The 14,850-nt window shown below is 52.8% G+C and carries 15 protein-coding genes; 12 read left to right on the top strand and 3 right to left on the bottom strand.

Features of this window, described 5'->3' with window-relative positions:
• Positions 1 to 64: 64 nt before the first annotated feature.
• The gene (gene fsa / locus KI379_RS11725; protein WP_076166067.1) at positions 65 to 730 is read left to right on the top strand and encodes a fructose-6-phosphate aldolase; all 666 of its coding nucleotides are present in this window, start codon (positions 65 to 67) and stop codon (positions 728 to 730) included.
• Between the two features lie 30 nt (positions 731 to 760).
• Complete coding sequence (gndA, locus tag KI379_RS11730; protein ID WP_089547150.1) at positions 761 to 2,179, top strand: NADP-dependent phosphogluconate dehydrogenase; 1,419 nt, start codon at positions 761 to 763, stop codon at positions 2,177 to 2,179.
• Between the two features lie 73 nt (positions 2,180 to 2,252).
• On the opposite strand, the gene KI379_RS11735 is transcribed toward gndA, so the two are convergent.
• Positions 2,253 to 2,678, bottom strand: a complete 426-nt coding sequence (locus KI379_RS11735; protein WP_212983659.1) for a hypothetical protein — start codon at positions 2,676 to 2,678, stop codon at positions 2,253 to 2,255.
• Between the two features lie 182 nt (positions 2,679 to 2,860).
• Positions 2,861 to 3,745: a LysR family transcriptional regulator gene (locus KI379_RS11740; RefSeq protein ID WP_212983660.1), complete on the bottom strand. Its 885-nt coding sequence runs from the start codon at positions 3,743 to 3,745 to the stop codon at positions 2,861 to 2,863.
• Positions 3,746 to 3,861: 116 nt separating this feature from the next.
• Between KI379_RS11740 and KI379_RS11745 the strand changes: the two genes are divergently transcribed.
• Positions 3,862 to 4,194 carry an antibiotic biosynthesis monooxygenase family protein gene (locus tag KI379_RS11745; protein WP_212983661.1) on the top strand — a complete coding sequence of 111 codons (333 nt, stop codon included), beginning with the start codon at positions 3,862 to 3,864 and terminating at the stop codon, positions 4,192 to 4,194.
• A 152-nt stretch (positions 4,195 to 4,346) separates the two neighbouring features.
• A complete protein-coding gene (locus KI379_RS11750) occupies positions 4,347 to 4,907 on the top strand; it encodes a pyridoxamine 5'-phosphate oxidase family protein (protein ID WP_076166047.1) in 561 nt (186 codons plus the stop codon).
• Between the two features lie 151 nt (positions 4,908 to 5,058).
• Here the strand turns inward: KI379_RS11750 and KI379_RS11755 are convergent, their stop codons facing one another.
• Positions 5,059 to 6,234: an ROK family protein gene (locus tag KI379_RS11755; protein WP_212983662.1), complete on the bottom strand. Its 1,176-nt coding sequence runs from the start codon at positions 6,232 to 6,234 to the stop codon at positions 5,059 to 5,061.
• A gap of 204 nt (positions 6,235 to 6,438) precedes the next feature.
• Here KI379_RS11755 and uxaC point away from each other — a divergent pair, with 204 nt between their 5' ends.
• The 8 genes from uxaC to KI379_RS11795 all read left to right on the top strand — a co-directional run bounded on the left by uxaC (position 6,439) and on the right by KI379_RS11795 (position 14,598).
• Complete coding sequence (uxaC, locus tag KI379_RS11760; RefSeq protein WP_212983663.1) at positions 6,439 to 7,842, top strand: glucuronate isomerase; 1,404 nt, start codon at positions 6,439 to 6,441, stop codon at positions 7,840 to 7,842.
• Between the two features lie 18 nt (positions 7,843 to 7,860).
• Positions 7,861 to 9,147 (top strand): lactate racemase domain-containing protein, encoded by a 1,287-nt coding sequence (locus KI379_RS11765; RefSeq protein ID WP_212983664.1) that lies wholly within the window; start codon positions 7,861 to 7,863, stop codon positions 9,145 to 9,147.
• Positions 9,148 to 9,921, top strand: coding sequence for an SDR family oxidoreductase (locus tag KI379_RS11770; RefSeq protein WP_089547157.1), 774 nt, complete (start codon positions 9,148 to 9,150; stop codon positions 9,919 to 9,921).
• 26 nt (positions 9,922 to 9,947) lie between these two features.
• A complete protein-coding gene (gene larE / locus KI379_RS11775) occupies positions 9,948 to 10,748 on the top strand; it encodes an ATP-dependent sacrificial sulfur transferase LarE (RefSeq protein ID WP_212983665.1) in 801 nt (266 codons plus the stop codon).
• An 18-nt stretch (positions 10,749 to 10,766) separates the two neighbouring features.
• On the top strand, positions 10,767 to 11,534 hold the full coding sequence (gene larB, locus KI379_RS11780; protein ID WP_373309552.1) for a nickel pincer cofactor biosynthesis protein LarB: 768 nt from the start codon (positions 10,767 to 10,769) through the stop codon (positions 11,532 to 11,534).
• Positions 11,531 to 12,568: a LarC family nickel insertion protein gene (locus KI379_RS34235; protein ID WP_212983666.1), complete on the top strand. Its 1,038-nt coding sequence runs from the start codon at positions 11,531 to 11,533 to the stop codon at positions 12,566 to 12,568. Before larB ends, KI379_RS34235 begins: the two co-directional genes overlap by 4 nt.
• 28 nt (positions 12,569 to 12,596) lie before the next feature.
• A complete protein-coding gene (larC, locus tag KI379_RS34240) occupies positions 12,597 to 13,082 on the top strand; it encodes a nickel insertion protein (protein WP_212983667.1) in 486 nt (161 codons plus the stop codon).
• A gap of 133 nt (positions 13,083 to 13,215) precedes the next feature.
• Positions 13,216 to 14,598, top strand: coding sequence for an amidase (locus KI379_RS11795; RefSeq protein WP_244879264.1), 1,383 nt, complete (start codon positions 13,216 to 13,218; stop codon positions 14,596 to 14,598).
• The last annotated feature ends 252 nt before the right edge of the window (positions 14,599 to 14,850 follow it).

A 14,850-nucleotide genomic window follows, 5' to 3' on the forward strand; every position in this document is an offset into this window, starting at 1 on the left:
TTTTGGGTTCTATGCTCGGTTTACCGAGCCAATCATATATTGAACATTCACAGGAGGTTGTAAGATGAAATTTTTTATTGATACCGCCAATCTGCAGGATATTCAATCCGCCTACAAAATCGGGGTTCTGTCCGGAGTCACCACGAACCCGTCCCTGGTTGCCAAGGAAGGCGTGAAATTCGAAGACCGGATCGCCGAGATTTGCCAGGCTGTGCCGGAAGTGGAGTCCGTGTCGGCCGAAGTGACGCCGGATGCGGAAACCGCTGAGGAAATGATTGCCCAGGCAAATGAGCTGATTAAGATCAACAATAACGATGAGAAAATCACGATCAAGCTGCCGATGACCCTTGCGGGTCTTGAAGCCTGCCGTTATTTGTCCCAAAAAGGGGTCAAAACAAACGTGACCCTGATCTTTACCGTGAACCAGGCGCTGCTGGCCGCCCGTGCCGGGGCAACATACGTATCGCCGTTCCTGGGTCGTCTGGACGATATTTCTGAAGACGGCGTCCTGCTGGTGGACAAAATTGCGCAGCTGTTCCGCACGCATAACCTGGATACGCAAATTATCGCAGCCTCGGTACGCCACCCGGACCACGTCACCCGCGTCGCCATGGCCGGCGCGCACATTGCGACCGTTCCGTTCGGCGTGATTGCACAAATCGCCAAGCACCCGTTGACGGACCAAGGTTTAGTTAAATTTGCAGCCGACTGGAAAAGCAGCGTCAAGTAAAAAGAGAGAGATCTGGAGGAGAGAGAAACGATGAGCAAACAGCAAATCGGTGTGGCCGGTCTTGCCGTCATGGGCAAAAACCTGGCTTTGAATATGGAAAGCAAAGGCTTCGCGGTCGCTTTATATAACCGTTCGCCGGAAAAAACGAAAGAACTGCTCGCCGAAGCCGAAGGAAAAAACTTTGTCGGTACATTCAGCATCGAGGAGTTTGTGCAGTCGCTGGAAACCCCGCGCAAAATCATGATGATGGTTAAAGCCGGCGGACCGACGGACGCGCTGATCGAGCAGCTCGTTCCGCATCTGGAAGAAGGAGACATCCTGATTGACGGCGGGAACGCCTTCTTCCCGGACACCGAGCGCAGATACCGGGAGCTTCAGGCGAAGGGCATCCGCTTTATCGGGGCCGGGGTATCCGGCGGCGAAGAAGGAGCCCTGAAAGGACCGGCGATTATGCCTGGCGGCCAGAAGGACGCCTACGAGCTCGTTGAACCGATTCTTACGGCGATTTCAGCCAAAGTCAACGGAGATCCTTGCTCGACGTATATCGGCGAAGGCGGATCCGGCCATTACGTGAAAATGGTCCATAACGGCATCGAGTACGGCGACATGCAGCTGATCGGCGAAGCCTATCACCTGCTGAAGGATGTGCTGGGCCTCGGCACAGAAGAGCTGCACGACATTTTCACCGAGTGGAACCGCGGCGAGCTGGACAGCTACCTGATCGAAATTACCGCTGATATTTTCTCCAAGAAAGATCCGGACACCGGCAAACCGATGGTTGACGTCATTCTGGATGCGGCGGGACAGAAGGGAACAGGGAAATGGACGAGCCAAAGCTCGCTGGATCTCGGCGTGCCGCTGTCCATCGTGACCGAATCGGTATTTGCCCGCTTCTTGTCCGCAATGAAGGAAGAACGCGTGGAGGCAAGCAAAATCCTGAAAGGGCCGCACACAGCTCCGTATGAAGGGGATGAGCGGGAGTTTGTGGAAGCCGTACGCAAGGCGCTGTACGCCAGCAAAATCTGTTCGTACGCCCAAGGCTTCGCCCAGCTCCGTGCTGCCTCCGAAGAGTTTAACTGGAATCTGAACTTCGGCAGCATCGCAATGATTTTCCGAGGCGGCTGCATCATCCGCGCCCGCTTCCTGGAAAACATCAAGCAGGCCTACGATAAAAATCCGGAGCTGAAAAACCTGCTTCTGGACGATTACTTCGGCTGGGTCGTTACCAACTACCAGGATGCTTGGAGAAACGTTGTGTCCGTCGCCATGCAGCGCGGCATTCCGGTTCCGGCCTTCGCTTCCGCACTGGCTTACTACGACAGCTACCGTACGGACCGTCTGCCGGCCAACCTGCTGCAAGCGCAGCGCGACTACTTTGGCGCGCATACGTTCCAGCGTGTCGACAAAGAAGGCACCTTCCATTTCCAATGGATCGAGTCCGAAGAATAATCGGCTGTAATTCATAAGAAAGCGTCCCGATGCGAGAGCATCGGAACGCTTTTTTTGTTCTATGAAGCGGAATTTAATCATCGAGCGAGCCTGTATCATACACGACTTGCCCTTGAGCGTTATATCCGGTGAATCGCATTGGCGGGTTTTGCGGTTCATCCACGAGCACATACCAGTATACGGTGCCGTTGGATGAATGGATCAGCTGGGCTTCGGTTTTTACTTTTCGTGTCTCCACGGCGACGCTCCGAATGTCTTTGTTATTCACAGTCCCGACAAACATGGGGCTAAGCTGATTCAGGTTGCAGTAACTCCAGTCGATATCCTGGTCAGGATGGATATCCGTGTACGTGCCGACGATCCAAGTCCAACTTTGACGGTTGTGCTTCAAAAGGCCGACGTTATATTGATTGTCATTACTATAGAACACCACCGTATGCTTATTGTCTGTATCAAAGGTTTTTAAAATGTCGTCATAAGGGATGTTGGATTTGTGCATCGCTTCTTCGATTGTGGATGAGGAATTTGTACAGCCCGTAATCAGTAAGAAACATAACAGTATGATGCATCTGATTTTCATTCGTCACGTCCTTAACCCAAGATCACAGTGAACACGCATTTTTCACTTCAATAGTAAAACGCAGTATTTCGCAGTTTAGTTGGAGCGAGAATTACATATTTTTAGGAATTCGATTCCTTTAAGCCGATCAACTCCACGATAGATGAAATTGCCCTCGCTGCCGCCGGGGAGCATTTCTTAAAGGAAACCGCCGCCAGAGCAATGGCCCTCGAAGCTTCCGGTCCAAGCGGCCGGGCCACGAGCCCTGAAGGAGCTGAGGCAAGAATCGTTTCCGGCAGGATGCTGACGCCAAGTCCGCATCGCACCATCGCCATGATGGCATGATCGTCCTCAAGTTCAAATCGCACATGGGGAACCGCTGCTTGACCGTCAAACCACGCTCTTACATCCGTATCGCAGCCTTTCGCAGGCATAATAAACGGTTCATCCGCAATATCCTCCAGTGATATCGTGGATTTAACGCTGTGTTTATGATCAGCCGGCATAACGCACATCATCCGATCCTGTATGAGCATCCTCGTTTCCAGGCCATGCGAAGATGGCAAATTCACGAATCCAAAGTCTGCAGTCCCATCGGCAATCCAGCGCTCGATATCGTGATAATGCCCGTCGAGCAGCCGGATTTCGATCTGCGGGTACTTCTGCTGGAAACGGTGAAGAATATCCGGCAGCCAATGGATCGATACGCTGGTAAACGTTCCGATAGTGACTGTTCCCCGCATCAGCCCCTTGATCTGATCCGCCTCCTGCAGCATGTTTTCATGCAGTTGGAGCATTTCCTTCATATATCCCCACAACCGTTCTCCGTCATGGGACAGCCGGACGCCAGACCGGCCCCGGGCAAGGATTTGGATGCCCAATTCCTGCTCCAGGCTGATGATGGCACGGCTCACCGCCGATTGTGTTAAACTCAGCTGTTCCGCCGCTTTGGTCAGGTTTCCGGTTTCGACGACTTTTCCGAGAATTTCGTACTTCGCCAAGGTCATTTTCAAACACTCCCGCCATGAAAAATAATCATTACAACCATTTTAAACATTCATTTTATTTATTGTAAGAGGCTCGGTATAATTCAGATAGAAAAACGGATAAGGGGAGAATAGGGATGGGAGCTATAGCAAATACGCCGCAGCCGCCGTATTATGCGGTCATTTTTACTTCGGAAATGTCTGAAGGAGAGAACAGAGGGTACGGGAAAATGGGAGATAAGATGGTCGAGCTTGCTTCGATACAGCCGGGTTTTCTCGGAGTCGAAAGCGTTCGTGGAACGGATGGAGTCGGAATTACCGTCTCGTATTGGGAGTCACTTGAGGCGATCAAGGCCTGGAAGGAGAATTCCCTGCATAGGGTGGCTCAGGACAAAGGGAAGAGCGAGTGGTACGTAAAGTTCGGTCTGCGGGTGAGTAAGGTCGAGAGGGACGATTTTATGAATATGTAAGCTGTAATTAACCCGGTCTGAATGGCAGCCCCATTGCACAAACACTCATAACTATAATGTATGATTACGCGGTAAAAATATATTTTTAATATGCAGCGGATGAACATACAATGAATTTAATTAATCGGCAGAGTACGAATGGGGGGATTCAAATGGGGAAACAATTTCCGGCTATGCTGCCTGAGCATATGGACTTTATCCGGAAGCAGCATATGTTTTTCGTTGGTACGGCGCCGTTATCGCAGGAGGGGCACGTCAACTTGTCGCCAAAAGGTTATGACACGTTCCGAATCTTGTCCGAGAACCGAGTCGCATACCTGGATTTGACCGGAAGCGGCAATGAAACGAGTGCCCACCTGGAAGAAAACGGCCGCATCACGATCATGTTCTGCGCGTTTGAAGGGCCGGCGAACATTATGCGCCTGTACGGAACCGGGACGGTGATTTTACCGGAGAGCAGGGAGTGGGAGACATTATACCCTTTGTTTGATCCGATGCCCGGAGCCAGACAGATCATCACGATCGATGTGCATAAAGTGCAGACGTCCTGCGGTTATGCGGTTCCCTTCATGACCTATGAAAAGGAAAGGGATACGCTGAATCGGTGGGCAGAGCATAAAGGCGAACAAGGGCTTCACGACTACTGGCAGGAGAAAAACAGGAGCACGATCGACGGAATGCCGACTCCTTTAGGCAGACGGCTGGGGTTATAGGCAAGTAAAAAAAACGAGAAATCAAATTACCGAAAACCCAAAACAAGCCGCGATGGATCCGGGCTTGTTTTTTTGTATAGGCAGCGTCCTTGTATCCGGGCTTGTGAAAAGGGAGTGGGAGCGAGCATCAGTTAGATTTTCATACCCGTAATCAATCAGCAAGGTCGTCTCCGGAGGGCAAGCTAAGCACAGGCACGTTCAGAAAACGGGAAATCGCCAGTGCGCAGGCACCCATGACGCAGGATTTCCGCCCCATGCCCGACAGTGTGATCTCCCGGTAATGGCTGATTTGGGAGTGGAGCTGATGATGGATCCTCTGCAGTGCATCGGGAACCATTCGCAGAAGCTCACTGTCGATGACGACAACGTCCGGATTGTACATATTGATGACATTGTTCAGCCCGATCGACAGGTAATAGACGAATTGATTCAGCGCGTCAAGCACTTGTTCATCGCCATCGGCAATGCGCCGGCTGATCCACTCCATATCCGAGGCGTCACCAGGTTCGGCCGCAAGGATGTTCCGGAGCACGCTTGTCTCCGAAGCATACTTCTCCCAGCAGCCGAGGTTGCCGCATGCGCAGGGCTCTCCGCCGGGAACGACGATCATATGGCCGATTTCACCGGCAAAGCCTTCATGGCCGCGAAAAAACTTGCCGTCCATGATCATGCCGAGCCCAATGCCGGAATACAGCGTTACGCAGAGCAGGTTGTCGGTCGTATGGTGAGCGTATGCCCGCTCGGCAAAAGCGCTGAGGTTCGCGTTGTTTTCCAAATGGACAGCTGTACCGACTGCACGTTCCAGATCCTGCTTCAAGTCAACGTCCTGCCATTGGAACCGGGGCACGAATTTGATGGTCTCTTCATTGGAGACGAGTCCGTGGATCGCCAATACGATGCCGACCATGCCGTAGCGACTGCCCGCGCATCGGCTTTGATAACGTCCGATCGCGGAAACCAGCAGCTGTACGATATCCTCATAGGCTTCCGATTGAATTGGAATGATTTCCGTTGTGACCGGATGGCCAGTTAAATCGGATAGCATAAATGTCGCATGTCCTGCGTCCAGGTCAATGCCGAGCGCATATCCTGCCTGGGCGTTCAGGGAGAGCATAATCGGTTTGCGTCCGACGGGGTTGTGCTCCAGCTCGGTTTCGACAACCAGTTCTTCTTCCAGCAAATCTGCTACCTGCGCGGAGATCGTCGCCCGGGTTAGGGCTGTAATTTTGGACAGATCCGCTCTGGAAATTTTTCCTTCTTTTATAATTTCCCGTATAATCAACGCCCGGTTGATCTTTTTAATATAAGAGGCGTCTCCGGTTACCATTTGTTTCCTCCAATTTTAGAACGTAATAAAAATTCAGCATAAACCATATTGTAGCACGAACCCGCCTCGCCCGCTAAGAAATTACCCGATTGACAAAGGCGTGGGGAGTTGGTACAGTACGAATATATTTTGTAAGTTTAATAAACAAATTAAAAATTGTAAAGGGTTTCATACCACTTATCGATCCTTGGAGAGGAGAACAGGATGAGCCAATTTCTCGATTCGGAATTTTTGCTGGATACCCCTGCGGCGGTTCGGTTATATGAAAAGGCGGCTGCCGATTTACCGATCTTTGATTTTCACTGCCATTTGGACCCGAAGGAAGTATGGGAGAACAAGCCATGGGCCAATATTACGCAGCTGTGGCTGGGAGGCGACCATTATAAGTGGCGTACGATGCGGATGCACGGCATCGGTGAGCAGCTGATTACAGGCGATGCGGAGGATTGGGATAAATTTATGGCCTGGGCGGAGACGGTTCCTCACCTGATCGGCAACCCGCTGTACCATTGGACACATTTGGAGCTCAAGAACGTGTTCGGCATCGAACAAATTCTGAGCCCAGCCACGGCCCGCGATATATGGGAGGCATGCAACGCCAAGCTGCAGCAGCCCGATTTCCTACCGAGGGCGCTGATTGCCAGAGCCCGGGTGAAATTTATCGGCACGACCGACGACCCGCTGTCCCCGCTGGAATATCATGAGCGGCTGGCTGCCGATGACAGCTTTCAAACCATCATCGCGCCGACGTTCAGACCGGATGGAGCATTATATATCGAGCGCCCCACTTACACCGAATGGGTACATAAACTCGGGGAGATTACAGGCCAAACCATCGATTCCCTGGACGCCTTCCTGAATGCGCTTCAACGGCGCGTGGATTACTTCGATGAGCATGGCGGACGTGCGTCCGACCATGATATCCCGTACCTTGATTTTGCAGACGTCACAAGGGAAGAAATCGTGCCTATTTTTAATAAAAGATTGAACGGTGAAGAATTGTCAGGCGCTGAGATTAACGCATATCGCTCTTTCCTGCTGAAGGAGCTCGGCAAAATGTACGCCGGCAAGCAGTGGGTCATGCAGCTGCATATGGGCGCGCTCCGCAACACCAACACAAAGATGAAAAACCGTATCGGTGCCGATACCGGTTTTGACTCAGTTGGAGAAACGAACCTTGCGCAGGGTCTGGCTCGCTTCCTTGATGCTTTGGATCAGGAAGACGCCCTGCCGAGAACGGTGCTGTTCAATCTGAATCCGAAAGACAACGCCGTCCTGGCCGCGATGACGGGCAACTTTTATGAGGAAGGTGTGCCGGGTAAAGTCCAGTTTGGGTCTGGCTGGTGGTTCAACGATCATATAGATGGTATGGAAAAGCAGATGAAGGACCTGGCGAATGTTGGTCTGCTCAGTCATTTTATCGGCATGCTGACCGATTCGCGCAGTTTCCTGTCCTATGCCCGGCACGAATATTTCCGGCGCATTCTTTGCAATCTTCTCGGAGCTTGGGTGGAGAAGGGGCTCGTGCCGGATGATATGGAGGCTCTGGAACGGATGGTTCGAAACATCGGTTACGGCAACGCTGAAGCCTATTTCTTGAAACGATAACGGGGGAGGGGAAAGCGCATGGGTATTTTGCAGGAGCTTCTGAAGGATATTCCGATTCCGAAAATGGCCAAGGTCAACGTGCGGTTCAACGACGAACAGATCGTGGACCTGGGCGGCGACCTTGGGGCCAAGCTGCGTCAGCCGCACATTATGGAGAAGGTCAAGCCCGGCATGGAAATCGCGATCGCTGTCGGCAGCAGGGGGCTTGACCGCATCGTGGAGCTAACCGCCGTGACCGTCAAAGCATTAAAGGAAGCGGGGGCCAAACCGTTTATTGTGCCGAGCATGGGTAGCCACGGAGGTGCCACGGCGGAAGGGCAGCGGGAGGTACTGGCGCATCTGGGCGTCACGGAAGAGAGCGCTGGCTGCGAAATCCGCTCCTCGATGGAAGTCGTTCAGCTCGGCGCGCTGCCGAACGGCCTTCCGGTGTATTTGGATAAATACGCCGCCGCTGCGGACGGCATCGTCGTCATTAACCGGATCAAGCCGCATACGGCTTTTCGGGGACCGGTAGAGAGCGGCATCATGAAAATGATCAGCATCGGCCTTGGCAAGCAGAAAGGGGCAGAGGCCTGCCACCAGCTAGGGTTTAAATATATGGCCGAGAATGTTCCGGCCATGGCCAAAATGATCATGGAGAAGAAACCGGTCCTGTTCGGGGTAGCGACGATCGAAAATGCGTTCGACAAGGTTGCAGTCGTTGAGGTGCTTACGCCGGAGGAGATTATCGACAAGGAACCGCAGCTGCAGCTTCAGGCGAAGGAACTGCTGCCGAAGCTGTTTTTTGACCAGCTGGAAGTGCTGATCATTGACGAGATCGGCAAAAACATCAGCGGCGACGGCATGGATCCGAACATCACGGGCCGATATCCGACGCCATATGCGCACGGAGGGCCGGATGTGAACAAAATGGTCGTCCTGGATTTAACGCCGCAAACCGAAGGGAATGCAAACGGGGTGGGCACGGCGGACTTTACGACGCAGCGGCTTGTCGACAAGATGGATTTGGAGGTTACTTACGCCAACGGGCTGACATCCACCGTCGTCGCCCCGACGAAGATCGCCACGACGCTGCCGAATGACAAGGAAGCGATTCAGGCGGCGGTGAAAACGAGCAATGTGCTGGATTTTAACCAGGCGAAAATCGTCCGGATCAAAAATACGCTCGTTCTGAGCCAAATTGAGGTGTCCGAAGCGCTGTTTGAATATGTGAAGCAGCACCCGCAGATGGAGCTGGCCTCGGAGCCGTATGATCTGCCTTTTGACGAGCACGGAAATTTACCGAAAACGGAGGAGAGTCACTAGATGACGACGAGTTTGTTTGATTTAACGGGAAAAACGGCGGTAGCGGTCGGCGGCAACAGCGTGCTCGGCTCGGCGATTGCCGAGGGCTTTGCCGAACACGGCGCCAAGGTGGCAATCGTCGGGCGGAATCTGGACAAAGCGGAGGAAGTCGTAAGCGTCATCCGGAACCAAGGCGGGGAAGCGAAAGCATTTCAGGCGGATGTGGGCTCGCGCGAGTCCCTGGTCCAAGCGGCCGCGGACATCGAAGCATGGTCAGGCGGATGGGACATTCTGCTCAACGCTCCGGGTACGAACAGCACCACTCCCTTTTTCGAGCTGGAGATGGAAGAATGGGACCGCATTATGGACGTGAATTTGAAGGGCATCGTGCTTACCTGCCAAATTTTCGCCAAACGCATGGTCGAGCAGAATCGGAAGGGGAGCATCATCAACATCTCGTCGGTGTCCTCAACGACGCCGCTCTCCAAAGTGTTTACGTATTCGGTGTCCAAAGCCGGATTGAACAGCGTCACCCAATTTCTAGCACGAGAGCTTGCGCCGGAGGGAATCCGCGTGAACGCGATCATTCCGGGATTTTTCCCGGCTGTGCAGAACCAGAAAATATTAAGCCCGGAACGGGTCGAATCGATCATGCGGCATACGCCAATGAATCGCTTCGGTACGCCGGATGAATTAAAAGGGGCGGCGATCCTGCTTGCTTCGGATCAGGCGTCGAGCTTTATCACCGGCTCGATGATCCGGGTGGATGGCGGGTTCGGCAGTATGACGATTTAATGGCCATACGGGAAGGAGGCAGGACAATGCTAACCGAAAAATACGAGAAACTGCAGTCCATCCTGCGGGAACTAAACTCAGTTGTCGTGGCATTTTCAGGAGGGGTGGACAGCACCTTTTTGCTTAAGGCGGCTGTCGATACACTCGGCTCGGATCAAGTACTGGCAGTGACCGCGGATTCGGAAACGTATCCGTCGACCGAGCTTGCAGAGGCGAGGGAGCTGGCCGAATGGATCGGAGCGCGGCATCAGGTCATTGAAACCTCCGAGCTGGCGATTCCCGGATATGCCGAAAACACGAAAAATCGCTGCTATTTTTGCAAAAGCAGTCTTTTCGACCATTTGGTTCCCGTGTTGACGGAGCAATCCTATAAAAATATCGTTTACGGCGTCATTGCCGACGACATGAATGAGTTTCGGCCCGGCATGCAGGCGGCAAAGGAAAGGGGCATTCGCGGACCGCTGCTGGAAGCCGGATTGTATAAGGAAGAAATCCGCGAGCTGTCCAGAGGCTACGGCCTGCCCACTTGGGATAAGCCTTCTTTTGCCTGCTTGTCCTCGAGAATCGCTTATGGGGAACGGATTACCAAGGAGAAGCTGAGCAAGGTCGAAAAAGCGGAAGCCTATTTGAAATCGCTCGGCATCCGTCAGGTACGGGTACGCACGAACCAGGACACGGCGCGGATCGAAGTGGAACCGAAGGATATGCAGACTGTTCTGGAGCAGCACTCACAAATTTCCGGCAGGCTGCAGGAGTACGGATACAAGTACGTAACGCTTGACCTGGTGGGCTATCAGAGCGGAAGCATGAACAAGGTGTTGGCATAACGAAAGCTCTGGAAGGGGATGAGAACTTTGTTGGACGACGTTCTGGAGCAAGTACGCAGCGGGGCCTTGAGCGTGGCGGAAGCCAAAGCGCGGCTGGCGGCATTTGAGGATCTCGGCTTTGCCAAGGTTGACCACCAGCGCAGTAAACGGCAGGGTTTCCCTGAGATCGTCTATGGGGAAGGCAAAACGGCGGATCATATCATTTCGATCGCCTGTGCTCTGCAAGCCCGTGGCAGCAGCGTCCTGGTCACACGCGTGGACAAGGAAAAAGCAGAGACGGTGCTGCGGGCGTGTCCGGATTACAGTTATCACGAGACGGCAAGGGTCTTGTACTGGAAAAAGGAGCAGATGCCCGCTGATGATTCGCAAGGGTATGTCGCGGTGATTGCGGCGGGAACCTCGGATTTGCGCGTGGCGGAGGAGGCGGCCGTGACGGCTGAAGTGCTAGGCAGCACAGTCCACCGGATATATGATGTGGGTGTTGCGGGGATCCACCGCTTGCTCAGCCATTTGGAGGAAATCCAGCAGGCGACGGTTTCTGTCGTGGTGGCCGGGATGGAAGGGGCGCTCCCCAGCGTCGTGGGCGGCCTGGTCTCCCACCCGGTCATCGCAGTACCGACCAGTGTCGGGTATGGGGCTCATTTTCAAGGCTTGTCGGCGCTGCTTACGATGCTGAATTCGTGCGCCTCAGGCATCAGCGTGGTGAACATCGACAACGGATTCGGCGGAGGTTATAACGCCGCGCTGATTCATCAGCTTGTACATAGAGGGGGAACACGAACTTGAAAACGCTATACCTTGACTGCTTTTCCGGCATCAGCGGAGATATGTTCATCGGTGCGCTGCTGGATGCCGGCGGTGATGCGCAGCGGATGCAGACGGAGCTGCAGAAATTAAACATCGAAGAAGAATATACGCTGCAGTGGAGCAAGGTGAACAAGAACGGGATCACCGCGACCAAATTTGACGTGCATCTGCAAGAAGTGCATGAGAAAGATCACGATGATCATCAACACATGCATGAACATTCCCAAGCGAATCTTGAGGCAGAGGAAGGTTCAGGCGAATCTCTCCACGAGCATGAAGCGCATCTTCACAGCCATAGCCACAAGCATGATCACGACCACAGTCACGAACATCATCATGGACATGACCACAGCCACGATCACCATCACGACCACGCGCACCATCACGACCACGCGCACGATCATCATGCCCATGACCACCATCTTCATGCGCACCATCCTCACGACCATGCACATCACCATCACAGCCATGATCATTCGCATAGTCACAGCCATCATCACCATCATCACCGGGCATACAAGGATATCGTCCATATGATTGAAGCGGCCGGTTTTGAGGAGCCGGTACGCGACACAGCGCTCCGTATTTTCAAGATCATTGGGGAGGCTGAGGGAAAGATACATGGCGTTCCGTTAGACGACGTTCATTTTCACGAAGTAGGCGCAGTAGACTCCATCGTCGATATTGTCGGCGCCTCGATTTTAATTCATCAAATGGGTATCGAAGCGATCCATTCCTCGCCCGTGCCCGTCGGTATGGGCAAAATCCGGATCGACCACGGCATTTACCCGGTGCCTGCGCCTGCGACGCTGGAGATTCTGAAGGGCGTGCCGCTGGAAGCGTCGGATGTCCGCTTTGAGCTGACGACACCGACGGGTGCGGCGATCGTATCGGTGCTGGCGCAGCAGTACGGGCCCATTCCGTCTATCAAAGTGATCGCCGTCGGTTACGGAGCAGGGACCAAAACGTTTGCCGACCGGCCGAACGTGCTGCGTGTCATCGTGGGCGAATAACGCTCTTGATCCGAAAGGAGTTTGTCTTATGAAATCCGAGCTGCCCCCAAATCATGAACATGTCGATCATGCCATGGTGAAGATGGAAGTCAACTACGACGACATTTCGGGTGAATGGCTGGGCTACGTGATGGACCTTCTGCTCGAAAACGGTGCAAACGACGTGTTCTATACGCCCATTTACATGAAGAAAAACCGGCCGGGTACGATGCTTCAGCTGCTATGCGCCAAAGAAAAGATCGACCGGATGAAAGAAATCATTTTTCGCGAGACAACCACGCTTGGCATCCGGTATTATCCGCTCACGGTGCACCGTCTGGAACGAACATTTACTCAGGTCCCAACAGAATGGGGAGCCGTTACCGTAAAATTGGGTATTCATCACGGGGAGACCGTTCAATGCGCCCCGGAGTTTGAGGATTGCAAACGAATAGCCCAAGAGAACAGGATCCCGATCAAGTCTGTTTACGAGCAAGTATGGAAATCCGTCGGACTCCTGCCTACCAATTCGTGATGTTTTAGAATTACCTTTTATTGTCAAAAACCCCATACGTTCTCTAGCATTTCCGCATAGCTTAGTAGAGAACTGGACATGAAAGCTTCCCGAAAGGGAAGTTTTCGTTTGTCTGACTAAGAAAGGAGAATGAATGATGGGGAGAAAAACGATTCAGGAAATTCAATCCGGGTACAAAACAGGCTCTTGGACGACGCTGGACATTACGAAGCATTATTTGAAACGGATTAAAAAGAAAGATCCTGCACTCAATTCATATATTACGATAGCCAAGGATCGGGCCACGGGAGAAGCCAAGCGGCTCGAAGCCAAATCCTCATCGGGAGAGCAGACCGGTCTCCTGTACGGAATTCCGCTTTCCTATAAGGATAATATCGATACGAAAGGTATCCGCACCACTTACGGCTCCTCGATTGACGCTAATCACATACCAGACGAGAACGCTGCTATCGTCCAGCGGCTGCTGCTGCAGGATTCGATCCTGCTGGGAAAAAACAATCTGCATGAATATGCCCTTGGTGTCACCTCAAATAACCCGCATTATGGACCTGTGCACAATCCATGGAATCATGAGTACACGCCGGGAGGCTCCAGCGGCGGATCGGCTGCGGCGGTAGCCGCTGATTTGACGGCAGCTTCCATCGGGACCGATACGGGCGGCTCCGTTCGGATTCCGGCGGCATCCTGTGGCGTTGTCGGGTTAAAACCTACGTATAACAAAGTACCTACTGAGGGCGTATTTTACGTTTCTTGGACTCTAGATCATGTTGGGCCGATCACGGCCAATATGACCGACTTGGCAGTCCTGTTCAGTGCCATGACGAAGCAGTCCTACCTGCCATATCTGAATCAAGACATCCGGGGGCTTCGTGTCGGCGTGCCGTCCAGCTACTTTAACGAACACATCGACCCGGAAACCTATGCATTGTATCTTCAATCACTGGAGGCGCTGGAGTCGCTCGGTGCCATTCTCATTGATACGGACGTCTCCTTTGTGGAGGGGAACAGCGAGGTTTCGTTGACCATCGCCGCTTCTGAGGCCGGTTATGTCCACAAAAGCCGGATGGAATGCTGCTTATCGCAATACGGAGCGGATGCCAGAGCCTTTTTGGAATCGTCCCGGGATATCACCTCACTACAGTATATCGAAGCGCTTAAGACAAAAGAAATGTATATGAACATGTTCGATAAATTGTTCCGCGAACGCATTGATGTGCTGGCCACACCGACGATCCCGATCCCTGCGCGGAAAATCGGCGTGGACGAAGTCCATTTTGGCGATTATACGGAAAGTGTCTTTGACGCGATGACCCGTTATACTGGCCTGTTCAACATGGTGGAGGTTCCGGCTCTGTCCATTCCTTGCGGGCTGACCAGCGAAGGGCTTCCCGTGGGACTGCAGCTTGTGGCCCGAAAGGAGCGGGAAGATCTGCTGATTCGCGCCGGATACGCTTATGAGCAGGACCAGCTGAAGGAATTCTACCGTCTCCGGGATCAAATCTGCGCAGGATACTAATCAAGCACTTGAGGGAACACTGTCTGCACTGCCGTGCAGCGGTGTTCCTTTCTTAAGAGATCAGAAAGTATAAGATTCGGAGCCTCCGCTTCCGGATCTCGCAAGAAAAACTTCAGCTAAACGCGGTCTATCTTCTTAGAAGGTACGTCGATAGACGTTTTTCTTATTTTCTGTTCATCCGTAATTCCGGAAATATTAGAAATCTCTCGTTTACCGAATTTTTCAAGCTGTTCTGACCATAATAAAAATGTA

Origin of the sequence: Paenibacillus cineris (genome assembly GCF_018333335.1) — a bacterium.
Taxonomy (GTDB): domain Bacteria; phylum Bacillota; class Bacilli; order Paenibacillales; family Paenibacillaceae; genus Paenibacillus_AQ; species Paenibacillus_AQ favisporus.

Bases quoted from the DNA above. Each gene is read 5' to 3' on its own strand.
- fsa (WP_076166067.1), top strand. From the start codon at position 65: ATGAAATTTTTTATTGATACCGCCAATCTGCAGGATATTCAATCCGCC.
- gndA (WP_089547150.1), top strand. From the start codon at position 761: ATGAGCAAACAGCAAATCGGTGTGGCCGGTCTTGCCGTCATGGGCAAA.
- KI379_RS11735 (WP_212983659.1), bottom strand. From the start codon at position 2,678: ATGCACAAATCCAACATCCCTTATGACGACATTTTAAAAACCTTTGAT.
- KI379_RS11740 (WP_212983660.1), bottom strand. From the start codon at position 3,745: ATGACCTTGGCGAAGTACGAAATTCTCGGAAAAGTCGTCGAAACCGGA.
- KI379_RS11745 (WP_212983661.1), top strand. From the start codon at position 3,862: ATGGGAGCTATAGCAAATACGCCGCAGCCGCCGTATTATGCGGTCATT.
- KI379_RS11750 (WP_076166047.1), top strand. From the start codon at position 4,347: ATGGGGAAACAATTTCCGGCTATGCTGCCTGAGCATATGGACTTTATC.
- KI379_RS11755 (WP_212983662.1), bottom strand. From the start codon at position 6,234: ATGGTAACCGGAGACGCCTCTTATATTAAAAAGATCAACCGGGCGTTG.
- uxaC (WP_212983663.1), top strand. From the start codon at position 6,439: ATGAGCCAATTTCTCGATTCGGAATTTTTGCTGGATACCCCTGCGGCG.
- KI379_RS11765 (WP_212983664.1), top strand. From the start codon at position 7,861: ATGGGTATTTTGCAGGAGCTTCTGAAGGATATTCCGATTCCGAAAATG.
- KI379_RS11770 (WP_089547157.1), top strand. From the start codon at position 9,148: ATGACGACGAGTTTGTTTGATTTAACGGGAAAAACGGCGGTAGCGGTC.
- larE (WP_212983665.1), top strand. From the start codon at position 9,948: ATGCTAACCGAAAAATACGAGAAACTGCAGTCCATCCTGCGGGAACTA.
- larB (WP_373309552.1), top strand. From the start codon at position 10,767: ATGAGAACTTTGTTGGACGACGTTCTGGAGCAAGTACGCAGCGGGGCC.
- larC (WP_212983667.1), top strand. From the start codon at position 12,597: ATGAAATCCGAGCTGCCCCCAAATCATGAACATGTCGATCATGCCATG.
- KI379_RS11795 (WP_244879264.1), top strand. From the start codon at position 13,216: ATGATGGGGAGAAAAACGATTCAGGAAATTCAATCCGGGTACAAAACA.